The following is a 13,769-nucleotide window of genomic DNA, read 5'->3' on the forward strand; positions in this document are numbered from 1 at the left end:
AACCGCGCGCCCGTGCTTACTTGGTTTCCGCAAACAGTTCACGGCCTATCAGCATGCGGCGGATTTCGCTGGTCCCGGCGCCGATTTCATACAGCTTGGCATCGCGCCACAGGCGGCCGGCCGGATACTCGTTGATGTAGCCGTTGCCGCCCAGGGCCTGGATCGCTTCACCTGCCATCCAGGTCGCCTTCTCCGCACTATACAGAATGGCGCCGGCCGCATCCTTGCGCAACTGGCGCACGGCTTCCGGCGTGGTGGCGCGGTCGCAAGCCTGGCCCACTGCATACACATAGGCCTTGCACGCCATCATGGTCGAATACATATCGGCCAGTTTGCCTTGCATCAATTGGAACTCGCCGATGGCCTGGCCGAATTGCTTGCGGTCATGCACGTAGGGTACGACCAGGTCCATGCATGCTTGCATGATGCCCAGCGGGCCGCCGGACAGCACGGTGCGCTCGAAGTCGAGGCCCGACATCAGCACGTTGACACCCTTGCCCAACCCACCGAGCACGTTTTCGGCCGGCACTTCGCAATCCTGGAATACCAGCTCGCCCGTGTGCGAGCCGCGCATGCCAAGCTTGTCGAGCTTTTGCGCGATGGAAAATCCCTTGAAATTCTTTTCGATCAGGAAAGCCGTCATGCCGCGCGGACCCGCTTCCAGGTCGTTTTTCGCGTACACCACCAGCACGTCCGCATCGGGGCCATTGGTGATCCACATCTTGGTGCCGTTCAAGACCCAGCGGTCGCCCTTGAAGTCGGCGCGCAGTTTCATGCTGACGACATCCGAGCCCGCGTTCGGTTCCGACATGGCCAGGGCGCCAATGTGCTCGCCCGTGATCAGTTTCGGCAGGTACTTGGCCTTTTGCTCGGCCGTGCCGTTGCGCTTGATCTGATTCACGCACAGGTTCGAGTGGGCGCCGTAGGACAGGCCAACGGAGGCCGAGGCGCGCGAGATTTCTTCCATGGCGATGATGTGCGCCAGGTAGCCCATGCCGGCGCCGCCGTATTCTTCGCTGACGGTGATACCGAGCAAGCCCATGTCGCCCATCTTGCGCCACAGGTCCATGGGGAACTGGTCGGTGCGGTCGATTTCAGCCGCGCGCGGCGCGATTTCGGCGGCGGCAAATTGTTGGATCGCTACTCTTAAGGAGGCGATGTCGTCGCCGTGGTCAAAGGTCAAGCCTGGGAGATGGAGCATGTCGTCCTCGTCGTTATAGTGTGGCGGTCATGGGTGCCGGGTCAGTAAAGCTATGATACTCAGTTGTGACGTTTACGTAAACGTAAAGTGAATCGCGTAAAGCGCTCTGCGCGGCAAGTGTCGCCGCGTGGGCACCTAGTTTGTTTGCGCCTTATCAAGGTTCAAGTCCGCCAACATGCGCGCGCAGGCATCTTCATGCGCGCTGATTTCCGCCAGTGCCATTTCGATATCGATGCGCTGCTGCTCCAGGGTTTGCCGGTGCTGCGCCAGCACGCCCAGGAAGCGGTCCATCTGAGCGCGCGTATCTTTCGGCGACTCGTACATGTCGACCAGGCTCTTGATCTCCGATAGCGCCAGGCCCAGGCGCTTGCCGCGCAGGGTCAGTTTGAGGCGGGTGCGGTCGCGCGGCGTGTAGACGCGGCTGCGTCCGCCTGCGCCTTCGCGTTTCGGGCTGAGCAAGCCCTGGTCTTCATAGAAACGGATGGCGCGTGCCGTGATGTCGAATTCCCGCGCCAGTTCGGTAATGGTATAGGTCGTCATTGCTGCGGGCGGTGTCAGTTGCATGGGTGATCGGTCGATAAATGGGGTGCTGCGGGGCAGGCGGGTGGCAAAGTGCCGTTTACGTCAACGTCAATACTATTGTAGCGTGCCCTGGCCGTGCTGCAAGAAAAAGCGGCTGTGGACAAGGGGATTTGGCGTATAAGACAACCGTTGCTGAAAATAAATTGATTCTTCTTGCGCGAACACGCTTAAGATCGAGAGTTGGTGGCCAAGATGACACCAAAAAGAGCTTTCCTGGCACAACGGCGACATTCTTTTCGCTGCGATGGCAGTAAAATTTTCAAGCGCCGATTCTTTCTGGTCGGCACGATCAAAAAACAACGTTTCACTATGAGCACGTTGTGCTGATTGTTTCCACATTGAAAACAAGATGGCTTTTTCGAAAACTTTGTCTATAAGAAATTGTATGACATGGGCATTGCGCGTATCGATAGAGGAAGGCATTATCCGATACCGTACGTTGTAATGCCAAACCGAGGCTTTGAATCGTGCTGCAGTGCGAAAATCAAGGCCAGCCGCGAATTTGAACCGAAGCCACGCAGAATCACAAGAGAAAATTTGGCCTACTTTTGCACCTGAAAAGCCCGGCTGGAGTGTTAATTGTTAATTTATACTCTTTTCAAATGTAACAATCTGTATGGTCATTCAAGAAACTGACTTTCATGTTACAACATGAAATAGTACACCTATGAATTCTTCTAACGAACGCGAAAGCTTCAGCCAACGACTTCAGTTGGCTCTCAAAAACGCCCATTACTCTCCAGACAGCCCGACCAGACTGGCCCGGGAATTCAACATCCGTTTCGACGGACGCCCGATTACCGTGCATGCAGCTAGGAAATGGTTAGTAGGTGAAGCAATTCCCACGCAAGAGAAATTGCGCATGATTGCCCAATGGTTGGGCGTTCCGGCGGAATGGTTGCGTTTTGGCGGCCCGGAAAGCGCCACGCCGAATGGCGAAGCGGGCAGCGCTTTATCGCGTTTTGAGTCCGCCGATGTGAAATTAATTGCCGATTTGCAAAGATTAGATGAACATCATCGTCAAATTGCGCGTGAATTTATTCGCATGCTGGTCCGAGTCAACTACCAAAAGTAAGCATTCAGGCCCTCCACGGCCGGCGCTGTCCGCTTTTCGCTGGCGGTGCTCTCCCTGTCCTTTTATTTGCGCAGCGTCATACTGGAGACATGATTCTGCCGCACAATAAGACCTCGCATGTTGCGCTGCAGCGGAATTATTTGACAATAATCCCGTACGCAGCGGCGCAGCGGCCAATACCAGCGCATAATCACATCAGAAGCAGCCAGTTCATCCACTACGGAGCCGAGCATTTGAGCCGTCTTATGAAAAGTAACTACAGCAATACCGCGCAGCTGAAGGACTTGATGACCGTGCCCCCCATGACTGCCGCGCAACATGCGGAAGTCATGCGCAAACGGATCGCCCACCGCAGGATGGTTGAAGAAGCCAGGGATTTGAAGCAGGCCAGTGCCGTTCAGTTCGAAAAACGGTGATGGATGCCTGAGCTCAGCTACTGCGCGTCGGCATAGGCGGTCTGCGATGCTCACCGTGCTAGAGCACGGTTGCGCTTCTCGACCACCTCTTCCTTCCGCTCGCTACGCTTTTGTCAGGCATCGTGACGTGCGTAGTTTTCAGTAGTTTTTCAGTTTGTTGTTGATGGATCTGGGGTTTTCAAACCATTCCACCGCGGTGCCAGGCCGTGCTCGATGCCGAGCAGGTCGATGACGCGCGCGACCGTATGGTCGACCATCTCCGCGATGCTGTGCGGGTGGTGATAAAAACTGGGGAGTGGTGGGAAGATGATGCCGCCCATTTCGGTCACGGCTGTCATATTGCGCAGGTGCGCCAGGTTGAACGGCGTTTCGCGCACCATCAGGATCAGGCGGCGGCGCTCCTTGAGCACCACATCGGCTGCCCGCGTAATCAAATTATCCGACAAGCCATGTGCCACGGCCGCCAGCGTCTTCATCGAGCACGGCGCGACGACCATGCCATCCGATTGAAACGAGCCGCTGGCGATACTCGCGCCGATGTCGCGCAGCTTGTGCACCACGTGCGCCTGCGCTTCGATTTCCTTGCGCCCCACGCCCGTTTCCTGGTGCAGGGTCAGTACGGCTGCATCCGACAAGACCAGATGCGTCTCGACGCCGGGGATGGCGACCAGCAATTGCAGCAGCCGCAAGCCATACACGGCGCCCGTGGCACCCGTGATGGCCACGACGATACGGCGCGGCCGCTGCTGTTGGCTATCAGGCATCCAGCAGGGACTTCAGTTCGCCCGATTCAAACATTTCATTCATGATATCGGAACCACCGATGAACTCGCCTTTGACATACAGCTGCGGAATGGTTGGCCAGTTCGAGTAATCCTTGATGCCTTGGCGCACTTCCGGGTCATCCAGCACGTTGACGGTGGCGATGTTTTCGACGCCGCATGCTTTCAGGATCTGGATGGCGCGGCCGGAAAAGCCGCACTGCGGGAACTGGGCCGTGCCCTTCATGAACAGCACGACTGGCGTGCTCGTCACGGTTTCTTTGATCCAGGTTTGTACGTCGCTCATAGCTGCCTCTGATGGGTAAATAAATAGATGCCGTCATTTTATAAGAAAACGACGGCACGGGTATGCGCTCAAGTCATAAATCGGGCAAGTCAGCCACGTTGACGCTTATAACTGTTTGCCCAGGCACACCGATTGTGCCGCGCCCACGTATTTGCCCCAGGCAATGACGGGTGCGTAGCCGTGTTTGGCATAAAACGCCACCGCGCGGCTATTTGCCACGCGGGTGGACAGGTGCACAGCCTGATAGCCGTGCCTGCGCGCCTGCGCCTCCACATGGGCCAGCAGGGCCGCGCCCACACCGGTGGCGCCGGGGCGCGCATACATGCGCTTGAGTTCGCCTATGGCACTGTCCGCTTCGCCTAGCGGCCGCAGGGCGGCGCAGCCGAGCAGGGCGCTGGCGCCGTCGCGGGCCAGGTAAAAGCCGCCGCGCGGCGTTGCCGCTTCGACATCGAAGGAAGAGCGGCCACTGTCGCCGTTGATGCGCAGCAGCACGTCCGATAATTCGTCGAGCAGCAGCTTGGCATCCAGGCTGGCGGCGTCCACCGCCAGGATGACGAGGTCATGCCTGGCGTCCATGGACTTAGCCGCGCAGCTTGGCGAACGCGGCGGCCATGCTGCCGGCCGGCTCGGGCGCGTTGCGCGACTGCGACTGGTGCTGCGCCATGCTGCGGCGGTCGTTGCGGTCGCCTTTTTGCTCCGGCTTGCTGCCCGCCTGCGGCGCGCTGTCCGTCAGGCGCATGGTCAGCGCGATGCGCTTGCGCTTCTCATCGACTTCCAGCACCTTGACGCGCACGACTTGCCCGGCTTTGACCACCGTGTGCGGATCTTTCACAAAGGTGTTCGACAGGGCCGAGATGTGCACGAGGCCATCCTGGTGCACGCCGATATCGACGAAGGCGCCAAAGGCGGCAACGTTGGTGACCACGCCTTCGAGAATCATGTCCGGGCGCAAGTCGCGGATTTCTTCCACGCCTTCCTTGAAGGTGGCGGTGGTGAACTCCGGACGCGGGTCGCGGCCCGGCTTTTCCAATTCCTTCAAAATGTCGGAAATGGTCGGCACGCCAAACGTGTCATCCGCATACTTTGCGGGGCTGAGCGTTTTCAGCAAGGCGGTTTCGCCGATGACGGCCTTGATATCCTTCTTGATGTCTGCCAGGATTTTTTCCACCAGGGGGTACGATTCCGGATGGACGGCCGAGGCGTCCAGCGGGTTTTCGCCGCCCATCACGCGCAAGAAGCCGGCTGCCTGCTCGAAGGTTTTATCGCCCAGGCGCGGCACGGCCTTTAACGCCGCGCGCGAGGTGAATGCGCCCTTCATGTCGCGGTAGCTGACGATGCTTTGCGCCACGCTGGCCGACAGGCCGGAAACGCGCGCCAGCAGGGGCGCCGAGGCCGTGTTCACGTCCACGCCGACGGCGTTCACGCAATCTTCCACAACAGCATCGAGTGAGCGGGCCAGCTGGCTTTGACTCACATCATGCTGGTACTGGCCCACGCCGATCGATTTCGGGTCAATCTTGACCAATTCGGCCAGCGGGTCTTGCAGACGGCGCGCAATCGACACGGCGCCGCGCAGGGACACATCCATGTCCGGCAATTCTTTCGAGGCGAACTCGGACGCGGAATACACCGATGCGCCCGCTTCCGAGACGACGATCTTCGTCATCTTCGCTTCCGGGTGCTGCTTGATCAGGTCCTGCGCCAGTTTATCCGTCTCGCGCGAGGCGGTGCCGTTGCCGATGGAAATCAGGGACACATTGTGCTTGGCGGCAAGACGGCCCAGCGTATGCAGGGAGCCATCCCAGTCGTTCTTCGGCTGGTGCGGGTAGATCACGGCCGTGTCGACGACTTTACCGGTGGCATCGACGACAGCCACTTTCACGCCCGTGCGCAAGCCCGGGTCCAGGCCCATGGTGGCGCGCTGGCCGGCTGGCGCGGCCAGCAGCAGCGCCTTTAAATTGGTGGCAAAGACGTTGATGGCGTCGAGTTCCGAACGTTCGCGCAGTGCGCCCATCAGTTCTGTTTCCAGGTGCATGAAGCTTTTCACGCGCCAGGTCCAGCGCGCCGTATCAAGCAGCCATTTGTCGGCCGGACGGCCGAGGCTCTTGATGCCGAAGCGGGCGGCGATGCGGCCTTCGCACGGGTTGTGCGGCGCATCCCATTTGGGTTTTTCCGCTTCCGTGTCCAGGCGCAGGGTGACATCGAGGATGCCTTCGCGGCGGCCGCGCAGCAGGGCCAGGGCGCGGTGCGATGGCACGGTCGAAATGGTTTCCGAATAGTCGAAATAATCGGCGAATTTTTCGCCTTCGTCCTGCTTGCCTTCCACCACTTTCGATTCGACGATGCCGTGTTCCTGCACGTATTCGCGCAAGGTTTGCAGCAGAGTTGCGTCTTCGGCGAAACGTTCCATCAGAATCTGGCGCGCGCCGTCCAAGGCCGCCTTAGTGTCGGCCACGCCCGGGTTGTTGCCGTCGGCACTGGTAAACGCGTCGCGCAGGAACTTGCCCGCTTCCATTTCCGGCGTCAGTTCGGGATTCTCCAGCAAACCGTCGGCCAGCGGCATCAAGCCCGCTTCGATGGCGATCTGTGCCTTCGTGCGGCGCTTCTGCTTGTAGGGCAGATACAAATCTTCCAGGCGCGTCTTGTCTTCCGCGTGCATGACGGCGTCGAGCAGCTCGGGCGTCATCTTGTTCTGTTCCGTGATCGACGCCACGATGGCAGCGCGCCGCTCTTCCAGTTCGCGCAGGTAGCGCAAGCGCTCTTCGAGCAGGCGCAGCTGGATATCGTCGAGGCCGCCAGTCGCTTCCTTGCGGTAGCGGGCGATGAAGGGCACGGTGGCGCCTTCGTCGAGCAGTTCGATGGCGGCAGCAACCTGCACCGGTTTGGCGGCAAGTTCAAGGGCAAGGCGTTGTTCGATAGTGGGCAGCATGGTTGTTTCCAGAGCGATCAAGCCTGGAATGATACGCAATCGGCGCGATTGCGCAATCTTGACAGCGCAAATGGACTGTGCGTTGGCACCAGCGTCAACGGGGCGGCAGCAGCGGGCTGGCGGACGGCGCCGGCGCTGGCCTCTGCGGCGTGACGGACCAGCTCACCAGGCCTGCACTTCTTTAGACTGTTCTTCGGAGATAAACTGCCATGCAAGGTTTTCTTTTTCTGCTCACGATCCTGGGCACGCTTGGCCCCGGCCTGGCGCATGCCTGGCGGCAACCCGGCTGGGCTTGGCGCAAACCCGTCACCGTCGATGCCGGTCCGAAGGCCGGTGCATTCGGGTAATGTCAACTTCGAAGGCGTCAGCGACAGCGGCGCCGACCTGCGCGTGCCATCTATTTCGCGAACCGTGCGCGAGCAGAACCGCGACGAGATCAAGGGACAAGTGCTGGCCGAAGCGAAGGCGGGCGGCTGCGCCGTCACCAGCATCGAACACGACGGCGTGGCAAGCCTGCACAGTGCCAGCCATGGCATCGGCTTTCAGGTGCTGTGGCGTAACGAAGCATCGCCTGGCCTGTATGCCGACCTCACCCTGAGCTGCCCTTTGAGCATGCAGGGCGGCGACTTGCCGGCCAAATGACACCGCAGCAAGCGTTTTGCCCGCATGTCCCGGCATGGCGATTTCGTCGTGCTGGAAATGGATGTGCTGGTCGCCGGCGGCGTCAGCAAGGTGTACCTGAATATCAATCTGCAACTGTGGACGCAGATGATGGGTCAATTCTTCTTGTTCTTGCGCAACTTTACGCCGGCCGATACGAGCATTGCACCACTAGTAGCGGCCGCCAGCATGGCGGAAGAGGAAACTGTGCCGGCCTGATAAGCCGTCCACGGGCGGCGAAAATGGCCGGTGACGGGCCTTTTTTGCCGCTTGCGGGTCCCAAGTGTCGTATTAAATACTTATTTTTTAGGCATCGCGCATTAAAACTGCTCAAAGAGCGTGTGTGAATCAAGCCAGCAACGCCTGTATGGCGGATAATATTGCCTGTTGCCGATTTGGATACGACCTTTACACAAAAATGCGCCCCATGGATTTTACCCGCGACGAAACCAGTGAAACCCCAGTTGCCCCGGCCAGCGCGCCGGGTGCGCCTTTGCCGTATGCCGTCGCCACCTGGCTGCAGCGGGTGGAGGCTGCCGCTCATCCGAAGGCTGTGCTGAGCATTGCCGAGCCGGACCCGAAACTCAACCAGCATCGTTTGATCTACGTGCTGGCGCCCACCAGCGGTGGCCGCCACGTGGCCCTGTGCCTGTACAAGGCGCGGCTGCGGCCGAATGGCGATGTGGCGGCAGCGTCTCCCATCAGCGAAATCTTTTCCCTGCTGTCGGCGCCGCCCACCTTTTTGACGCCGGCAGACGAAGACCTCGTGCGTTTCTTCGTGGCCATGCGCAGCGGGCAGAATTCGCAGACGGGCAGCGCCACGGAGCCCAAGGGCAAGGTGGGCGCGGCCCTGCTGAAAATGCTGGCTGAGCAAGATAAACTGTTGTGGGCCAATTCCTGGGCCGATGTGGGCAATGGCCTCGTGTACCCGTTGAAGGAAGGTCCCGTGCGTCCCGCGCGCCTGTTCTGGCGCGACGAAGGCAAGACCATGCGCCTGGGCTGGCAAGTGGACCCGCCGGAAGGTGTGAAGCACCATGGCGCCGACCAGATCGACTACATGCTGCCTACCGATCCGCCGTGGTACATCGACAACCTGTCGTGCGGCGTACTGGAACTGAACCAGGGCGGCTCCGACATTTCACTGGCCGACTTGCAGGCGCTGGTGGCGCAGGCGCCGCCGCTGAACGCGAACGACAAGGTGCGCGTGTCGCAACTGCTGCTGGCGCAAGGCTTGCAGCACTTGATGCCGCTGCCGCAACCGTTGCCGCAGCGCTTGCGCAAGGACGTGCCGGCGCAACCGGTCTTGCTGTTGGACAGCGCCATGCTGGCCGATGGCAGCGCGCAGCGCTGGAGCGATTTCGCCGTGCTGTCCTACGACTACGATGGCGAGCGCGTCTCGTTCGACCCGTCGCAGCGCGTGGTGCGGCAAGTGGGCGAGGTGACGGAAATTATCCAGAGAAATACGGTCGATGAAGCGCGTGCCCTGGCCACCCTGGCCGAGCTGCAATTCAAGAAGCCGGGCTCCGCCCCCTTGAGTGGCTTGAAGGGCGCCTTGCTGCTGCCTTCGCAGGCGGAATGGCTGCGTTTTGCCGAGGCCGGCATCGATGGCTTGCTGAAGCAGGGCTGGATCGTGGAAAAAACGGCCAAGTACCGCTATGAGGTGAGCGAGGTCGGCGACTGGTATGCGGAGATCGACGACCAGGATCCGGACAGCGGCAACGCCTGGTTCGAGCTGGAACTGGGCATCGTTGTCAACCAGGAAAGAGTGCCGTTGCTGCCCGTGCTGGTGCAGCTGATCCGCAATGCGCCCAACGATTTCAATCCGAAAGTCATTGAAGCCCATGCGGACGACGACCAGATGCTGGCGACCTTGCCGGACGGCACGCGCGTCGCCTTGCCGTGGGGCAGGGTGCGCCCCATCCTGAACACCCTGGGGGAACTGTATTTCAGCGACAAGATCAAACATGCCGTGCGCATGTCGACGCTGGACGCGGCGCGGCTGGAAGAGCTGGCGCGTGGTCTGGAATTGCGCTGGACGGGTGGCGAGCAGCTGCGCGCCATGGGCCGAAAGCTGAGCCAGTTCGGTTCCGTGCAAAAAGTGGCGGCGCCAGCCGGCCTGCAAGCCACCCTGCGCGATTATCAGGCCGATGGCCTGGCGTGGATGCAATTCCTGCGCGACCATGACCTGGCCGGTATTCTGGCCGACGACATGGGTCTCGGTAAAACCGTGCAGACGCTGGCGCATATCCTGGTAGAGAAAGAAGCGGGCCGCTTGACGCATCCGGCTCTGGTGATCGCACCGACGAGTTTGATGGGCAACTGGCAGGACGAGGCGGCCAAGTTCGCGCCCAGCCTGAAAGTATTACTGCTACAGGGCAAGGACCGCGCGCAGCAGTTCGACCAGATCGACCAATGCGACCTGGTGCTGACGACCTACGCGCTGTTGCCGCGCGACGAGGAAACCCTGCGCGAGCATGATTTCCACCTGGTCATCCTGGACGAATCGCACTACATCAAGAATACGCGCAGCAAGGCGGCGCAAAGCGCCGGTCTGCTGCGCGCGCGCCACCGCCTGTGTTTGTCCGGCACGCCGCTGGAAAACCACCTGGGTGAACTGTGGTCGCAATTTCACTTCCTGCTGCCTGGCTTGCTTGGCGACGAGAAGACCTTCAATACCCAGTTCCGCCATCCGATCGAGCGCCAGGACGACCCGCTGCGCCGCATGCTCCTGAACCGCCGCATCAAGCCCTTCCTGCTACGCCGCACGAAGGACAATGTGGCCAAGGAATTACCGCCGAAGACGGAAATGGTGCGCAAGGTGGAGCTGACGGGGCCGCAGCGCGACCTGTATGAAACCGTGCGTCTTGCGATGGATCAAAAAGTACGCGAAGAAATCGACAAGAAAGGCGTGGCGCGCAGCCAGATCGTCATCCTCGAAGCGCTGCTGAAACTGCGCCAGGTCTGCTGCGACCCGCGCCTGGTGAAATCTTTGCCGGCGAAGAAGCAGTCGGCCGGCTCGGCCAAGCTGATTGATTTGATGCAGATGGTGGAAGACTTGCTCGACGAAGGGCGCAAGATTCTCGTTTTCTCGCAATTTACCAGCATGCTGGAATTGATCGAGGAAGAGCTGGAATCGCGCGACATTCCCTACGCCTTGCTGACGGGCGAAACGAAGGACCGGGGCGCGCAAGTGGCGGCCTTCCAGCAGGGGGCCGTGCCTATCTTCCTGATCAGCCTGAAGGCGGGTGGCGTGGGCCTGAACCTGACGGCGGCCGACACGGTGATCCACTACGATCCGTGGTGGAATCCGGCGGCGGAAAACCAGGCCACCGACCGCGCCTGGCGCATCGGCCAGGACAAGCCCGTGTTCGTGTATAAACTGATCGCGAAGGGCACCCTGGAAGAAAAAATCCAGCTGCTGCAGCAAAAGAAATCGGAGCTGGCGCAATCGATCCTGGCCGAAGGCGAAGCGCAGAAGATGGCGCTGACGCAGGAAGACTTGCAGCAGATTTTTGCTCCACTGGAAGATTAAGGGCACCGCACGCTTATACTTGGCGATTCTTTCTTGCCAGGTATAAAGCATGCTGCCCTTTCTCCTCTTGCTGCTTGCCGGCGCCATCCTCATGGCGCTGCGTTTCGTCCAGTTGCGCCGCGCCCTGCTGCACGCGCGGGCTGGCGAAGCGCAGTTCCGCCTGCTGGCCGAACATGGCCGCGACGCGGCCTTCCTGCTCGACGCTACTACCCTGGAATTGCTCTACATCAGCCCCGCCGCGCAAGGCCTGACGGGTCACGACTTGCCTGCCTTGCGCGAGCACGCTGCGCGCCTGGCGGCGGATGTGCCGGCTCGCTTGCAGCGCTGGCACGACGGCGATGCCAGCCGTTTGACACTGTTGCGTGAAGTGGAATTGCCGCACGCCGACGGCCACTTGCTGGCGCTGGAAATCCATTCCACCATCGTGCCCGCTGCGGCGGCGATGGGGCGGGGCATCACCGTGGTGGGCTCGGTGCGCGATGTCAGCGCCGCCCAGGCGCAGGAAGCGGAGCGGGAAAAGGAACAAAAGCGCTTCGCCTCCATGCTGTCACATGAATTCCGCACGCCGCTGGCCACCATCGACGGCGCCATCCAGCGCCTGGTCTCGACATCGAAAGATGCCGACGAGGCCACGCGCAAGCGCTATGTGAAAATCCAGACTGCCGTCGACCGTTTGTTGGCCATGATAGCCGACTATCTGTCGCCCGAACGCATGGCGGCCATCGGCCGCGAGCGGGCCGCCGACGGCATCGCGCCGCTGGCCTTGCTGCAGCAGGCGGCCGCCACGGTACCCGCCAGCCACCGCGTGCAGCTGGAACTGGACGAGGACTTGCCGGCCAGGCTGCGCTGCGACGTGCCCGGCATGGCCTTATGCCTGAAAATCTTGTTGGACAACGCCGTCAAGTTCAGCCCGCCGGGGAGCAGCATCACCTTGTCGGCCAAGCTGGTGCCCGAGGGCGGCGTGGCGCTGTGCGTGCGCGATGCGGGGCCCGGCCTGCGGGAAGAAGAACTGGCCCAGCTGTTCGAAAAAGGAAGCCGTGGAAGTTATGCCACGCATCCGGGCGCGGGCCTGGGCCTGTACATGGCGCGCGCTGTCGTCGAGGTGCACGGTGGAAGTTTGCAGGGGCATAATCTGCCCGAAGGCGGCGCGCTTTTCCGCATTTGGCTGCCGCTTCCTGTCTAGACAAGGAAAAGCCTTGCTTCCGCTGAAGGCAACCGTGATAATTCCTTGACGTAAACCTATTGTGCCGTCCATCATGGTGCAGAAGTGAATGGCATGGTTTGCCCACGGTAGCTCACTAACGGAAGAATGGCGTAGCAATGACGAAAATACTGATCGTCGAAGACAATCTGGACTACGCCGAAGACATGGCGGAGTTCCTCGTTGAGCTCGAACACGAAGTCCATATCACCAGCTCCGCTGGCGGGATGTGGACGGCGTTGAGCCATGGTAATGTCGGCGTGGTCGTGCTGGACCTGGGCTTGCCCGACGAGGACGGCTTCAATGTCATTCCCCGCATGCGCCAGCTGTATCCGCAAATCGGCGTGCTGGTGTTAACGGGGCGTGTTGCTTTCGACAGCCGCATCCTGGGCTTGCGCCTTGGCGCTGACCATTACCTGACCAAGCCGATCAAATTCCCTGAACTGGCCGCCCACATCGAGGCGCTCGACCGCCGCGTCGGTCCGCAAGATCCTGTGCCGGAACCCGGCAAGTGGACCTTGAAAGTGAGCGCACGCCAACTTGAACTGATGGGCGCTGTCATTGCCTTGACGGAAAAAGAATTCAACTTCCTGCACCTGTTGACCATCAACACCCGCCCCGTGCCGCGCGACGTCATCGTGGCCGGCATGGGCGGCGAAGACCCCGATGCGGGCCGCAGAGTCGACATGCTCGTGTACCGCCTGCGCAAGAAAGCCAAGACGGGCCTGGGCCAGGACTTGCCGCTGCGTAGTGCGTATGGCGAGGGTTACAGTCTGTCGGCCAGTTTTAATTTGTCTTGATCGCCAAGACGCAGCCAGCGATGAAACGACGTCTGCTGCTAGGCCTGTTTGCGATCGTTTTGCTGGCTTTGGCCAGTGGCGGGCTTTGGCTGCGCCACGAGTGGCAAATCGACAGCTGCCTCGACAATGGAGGTCGCTGGAACCATCTCCTCGCCGTGTGCGAACGCGCATAAGCGCCCGATCCTGTAATCAAGGGACAGAGTCAATCGTTTTTCTCCGTATTTTCAATAAAACAGGGTCAGAGTCGTGCCGTGTACCCGCAAGTGTGTAAAATCAAGACCTTAGCCTTTATTTTATGATTTTCC

15 protein-coding genes are annotated in these 13,769 nt (G+C 60.5%); 8 read left to right on the forward strand and 7 right to left on the reverse strand.

Annotated features, from left to right (window positions below):
* Positions 1-16: 16 nt before the first annotated feature.
* The 3 genes from ACQ4WZ_RS25795 to ACQ4WZ_RS25805 all read right to left on the reverse strand — a co-directional run bounded on the left by ACQ4WZ_RS25795 (position 17) and on the right by ACQ4WZ_RS25805 (position 2,206).
* Positions 17-1,201, reverse strand: a complete 1,185-nt coding sequence (locus ACQ4WZ_RS25795; protein ID WP_101483246.1) for an isovaleryl-CoA dehydrogenase — start codon at positions 1,199-1,201, stop codon at positions 17-19.
* A gap of 135 nt (positions 1,202-1,336) precedes the next feature.
* Positions 1,337-1,741, reverse strand: coding sequence for a MerR family transcriptional regulator (locus ACQ4WZ_RS25800; RefSeq protein WP_034753754.1), 405 nt, complete (start codon positions 1,739-1,741; stop codon positions 1,337-1,339).
* A 96-nt stretch (positions 1,742-1,837) separates the two neighbouring features.
* Positions 1,838-2,206: a hypothetical protein gene (locus tag ACQ4WZ_RS25805; RefSeq protein ID WP_436574808.1), complete on the reverse strand. Its 369-nt coding sequence runs from the start codon at positions 2,204-2,206 to the stop codon at positions 1,838-1,840.
* 244 nt (positions 2,207-2,450) lie between these two features.
* Here ACQ4WZ_RS25805 and ACQ4WZ_RS25810 point away from each other — a divergent pair, with 244 nt between their 5' ends.
* Both ACQ4WZ_RS25810 and ACQ4WZ_RS25815 read left to right on the forward strand, forming a co-directional pair.
* Positions 2,451-2,858, forward strand: a complete 408-nt coding sequence (locus ACQ4WZ_RS25810; RefSeq protein ID WP_034753756.1) for a hypothetical protein — start codon at positions 2,451-2,453, stop codon at positions 2,856-2,858.
* Positions 2,859-2,947: 89 nt separating this feature from the next.
* Complete coding sequence (locus tag ACQ4WZ_RS25815) at positions 2,948-3,274, forward strand: hypothetical protein (protein ID WP_133989041.1); 327 nt, start codon at positions 2,948-2,950, stop codon at positions 3,272-3,274.
* A 149-nt stretch (positions 3,275-3,423) separates the two neighbouring features.
* On the opposite strand, the gene ACQ4WZ_RS25820 is transcribed toward ACQ4WZ_RS25815, so the two are convergent.
* The 4 genes from ACQ4WZ_RS25820 to ACQ4WZ_RS25835 form a co-directional block, all read right to left on the reverse strand.
* Complete coding sequence (locus ACQ4WZ_RS25820) at positions 3,424-4,038, reverse strand: UbiX family flavin prenyltransferase (RefSeq protein WP_133989042.1); 615 nt, start codon at positions 4,036-4,038, stop codon at positions 3,424-3,426.
* Positions 4,031-4,342, reverse strand: a complete 312-nt coding sequence (grxD, locus tag ACQ4WZ_RS25825; protein WP_010402157.1) for a Grx4 family monothiol glutaredoxin — start codon at positions 4,340-4,342, stop codon at positions 4,031-4,033. Before grxD ends, ACQ4WZ_RS25820 begins: the two co-directional genes overlap by 8 nt.
* A gap of 105 nt (positions 4,343-4,447) precedes the next feature.
* A complete protein-coding gene (locus tag ACQ4WZ_RS25830; RefSeq protein WP_436574809.1) occupies positions 4,448-4,918 on the reverse strand; it encodes a GNAT family N-acetyltransferase in 471 nt (156 codons plus the stop codon).
* A 4-nt stretch (positions 4,919-4,922) separates the two neighbouring features.
* Complete coding sequence (locus ACQ4WZ_RS25835) at positions 4,923-7,271, reverse strand: Tex family protein (RefSeq protein WP_436574810.1); 2,349 nt, start codon at positions 7,269-7,271, stop codon at positions 4,923-4,925.
* Between the two features lie 209 nt (positions 7,272-7,480).
* On the opposite strand from ACQ4WZ_RS25835, the gene ACQ4WZ_RS25840 reads away from it, so the two are divergent.
* The 6 genes from ACQ4WZ_RS25840 (at position 7,481) to ACQ4WZ_RS25865 (ending at position 13,464) form a co-directional block, all read left to right on the forward strand.
* Positions 7,481-7,618 carry a hypothetical protein gene (locus tag ACQ4WZ_RS25840; protein ID WP_436574811.1) on the forward strand — a complete coding sequence of 46 codons (138 nt, stop codon included), beginning with the start codon at positions 7,481-7,483 and terminating at the stop codon, positions 7,616-7,618.
* Positions 7,605-7,913, forward strand: a complete 309-nt coding sequence (locus ACQ4WZ_RS25845) for a hypothetical protein (protein ID WP_436574812.1) — start codon at positions 7,605-7,607, stop codon at positions 7,911-7,913. Before ACQ4WZ_RS25840 ends, ACQ4WZ_RS25845 begins: the two co-directional genes overlap by 14 nt.
* Before the next feature lie 24 nt (positions 7,914-7,937).
* The gene (locus ACQ4WZ_RS25850) at positions 7,938-8,150 is read left to right on the forward strand and encodes a type III secretion system chaperone family protein (RefSeq protein ID WP_436574813.1); all 213 of its coding nucleotides are present in this window, start codon (positions 7,938-7,940) and stop codon (positions 8,148-8,150) included.
* 208 nt (positions 8,151-8,358) lie between these two features.
* On the forward strand, positions 8,359-11,463 hold the full coding sequence (locus ACQ4WZ_RS25855) for a DEAD/DEAH box helicase (protein ID WP_436574814.1): 3,105 nt from the start codon (positions 8,359-8,361) through the stop codon (positions 11,461-11,463).
* Positions 11,464-11,512: 49 nt separating this feature from the next.
* The gene (locus tag ACQ4WZ_RS25860) at positions 11,513-12,646 is read left to right on the forward strand and encodes a PAS domain-containing sensor histidine kinase (protein ID WP_133989048.1); all 1,134 of its coding nucleotides are present in this window, start codon (positions 11,513-11,515) and stop codon (positions 12,644-12,646) included.
* A 137-nt stretch (positions 12,647-12,783) separates the two neighbouring features.
* A complete protein-coding gene (locus ACQ4WZ_RS25865; protein ID WP_034753797.1) occupies positions 12,784-13,464 on the forward strand; it encodes a response regulator transcription factor in 681 nt (226 codons plus the stop codon).
* Positions 13,465-13,769 lie beyond the last annotated feature (305 nt).

This window comes from Janthinobacterium darwini (genome assembly GCF_051380905.1).
GTDB lineage: Bacteria > Pseudomonadota > Gammaproteobacteria > Burkholderiales > Burkholderiaceae_D > Janthinobacterium.

Excerpts from the sequence above, each read along its gene's own strand:
- ACQ4WZ_RS25795 (WP_101483246.1), bottom strand. The coding sequence starts at position 1,201 with ATGCTCCATCTCCCAGGCTTGACCTTTGACCACGGCGACGACATCGCC.
- ACQ4WZ_RS25800 (WP_034753754.1), bottom strand. The coding sequence starts at position 1,741 with ATGACGACCTATACCATTACCGAACTGGCGCGGGAATTCGACATCACG.
- ACQ4WZ_RS25805 (WP_436574808.1), bottom strand. The coding sequence starts at position 2,206 with ATGCCTTCCTCTATCGATACGCGCAATGCCCATGTCATACAATTTCTT.
- ACQ4WZ_RS25810 (WP_034753756.1), top strand. The coding sequence starts at position 2,451 with ATGAATTCTTCTAACGAACGCGAAAGCTTCAGCCAACGACTTCAGTTG.
- ACQ4WZ_RS25815 (WP_133989041.1), top strand. The coding sequence starts at position 2,948 with ATGATTCTGCCGCACAATAAGACCTCGCATGTTGCGCTGCAGCGGAAT.
- ACQ4WZ_RS25820 (WP_133989042.1), bottom strand. The coding sequence starts at position 4,038 with ATGCCTGATAGCCAACAGCAGCGGCCGCGCCGTATCGTCGTGGCCATC.
- grxD (WP_010402157.1), bottom strand. The coding sequence starts at position 4,342 with ATGAGCGACGTACAAACCTGGATCAAAGAAACCGTGACGAGCACGCCA.
- ACQ4WZ_RS25830 (WP_436574809.1), bottom strand. The coding sequence starts at position 4,918 with ATGGACGCCAGGCATGACCTCGTCATCCTGGCGGTGGACGCCGCCAGC.
- ACQ4WZ_RS25835 (WP_436574810.1), bottom strand. The coding sequence starts at position 7,271 with ATGCTGCCCACTATCGAACAACGCCTTGCCCTTGAACTTGCCGCCAAA.
- ACQ4WZ_RS25840 (WP_436574811.1), top strand. The coding sequence starts at position 7,481 with ATGCAAGGTTTTCTTTTTCTGCTCACGATCCTGGGCACGCTTGGCCCC.
- ACQ4WZ_RS25850 (WP_436574813.1), top strand. The coding sequence starts at position 7,938 with ATGTCCCGGCATGGCGATTTCGTCGTGCTGGAAATGGATGTGCTGGTC.
- ACQ4WZ_RS25855 (WP_436574814.1), top strand. The coding sequence starts at position 8,359 with ATGGATTTTACCCGCGACGAAACCAGTGAAACCCCAGTTGCCCCGGCC.
- ACQ4WZ_RS25860 (WP_133989048.1), top strand. The coding sequence starts at position 11,513 with ATGCTGCCCTTTCTCCTCTTGCTGCTTGCCGGCGCCATCCTCATGGCG.
- ACQ4WZ_RS25865 (WP_034753797.1), top strand. The coding sequence starts at position 12,784 with ATGACGAAAATACTGATCGTCGAAGACAATCTGGACTACGCCGAAGAC.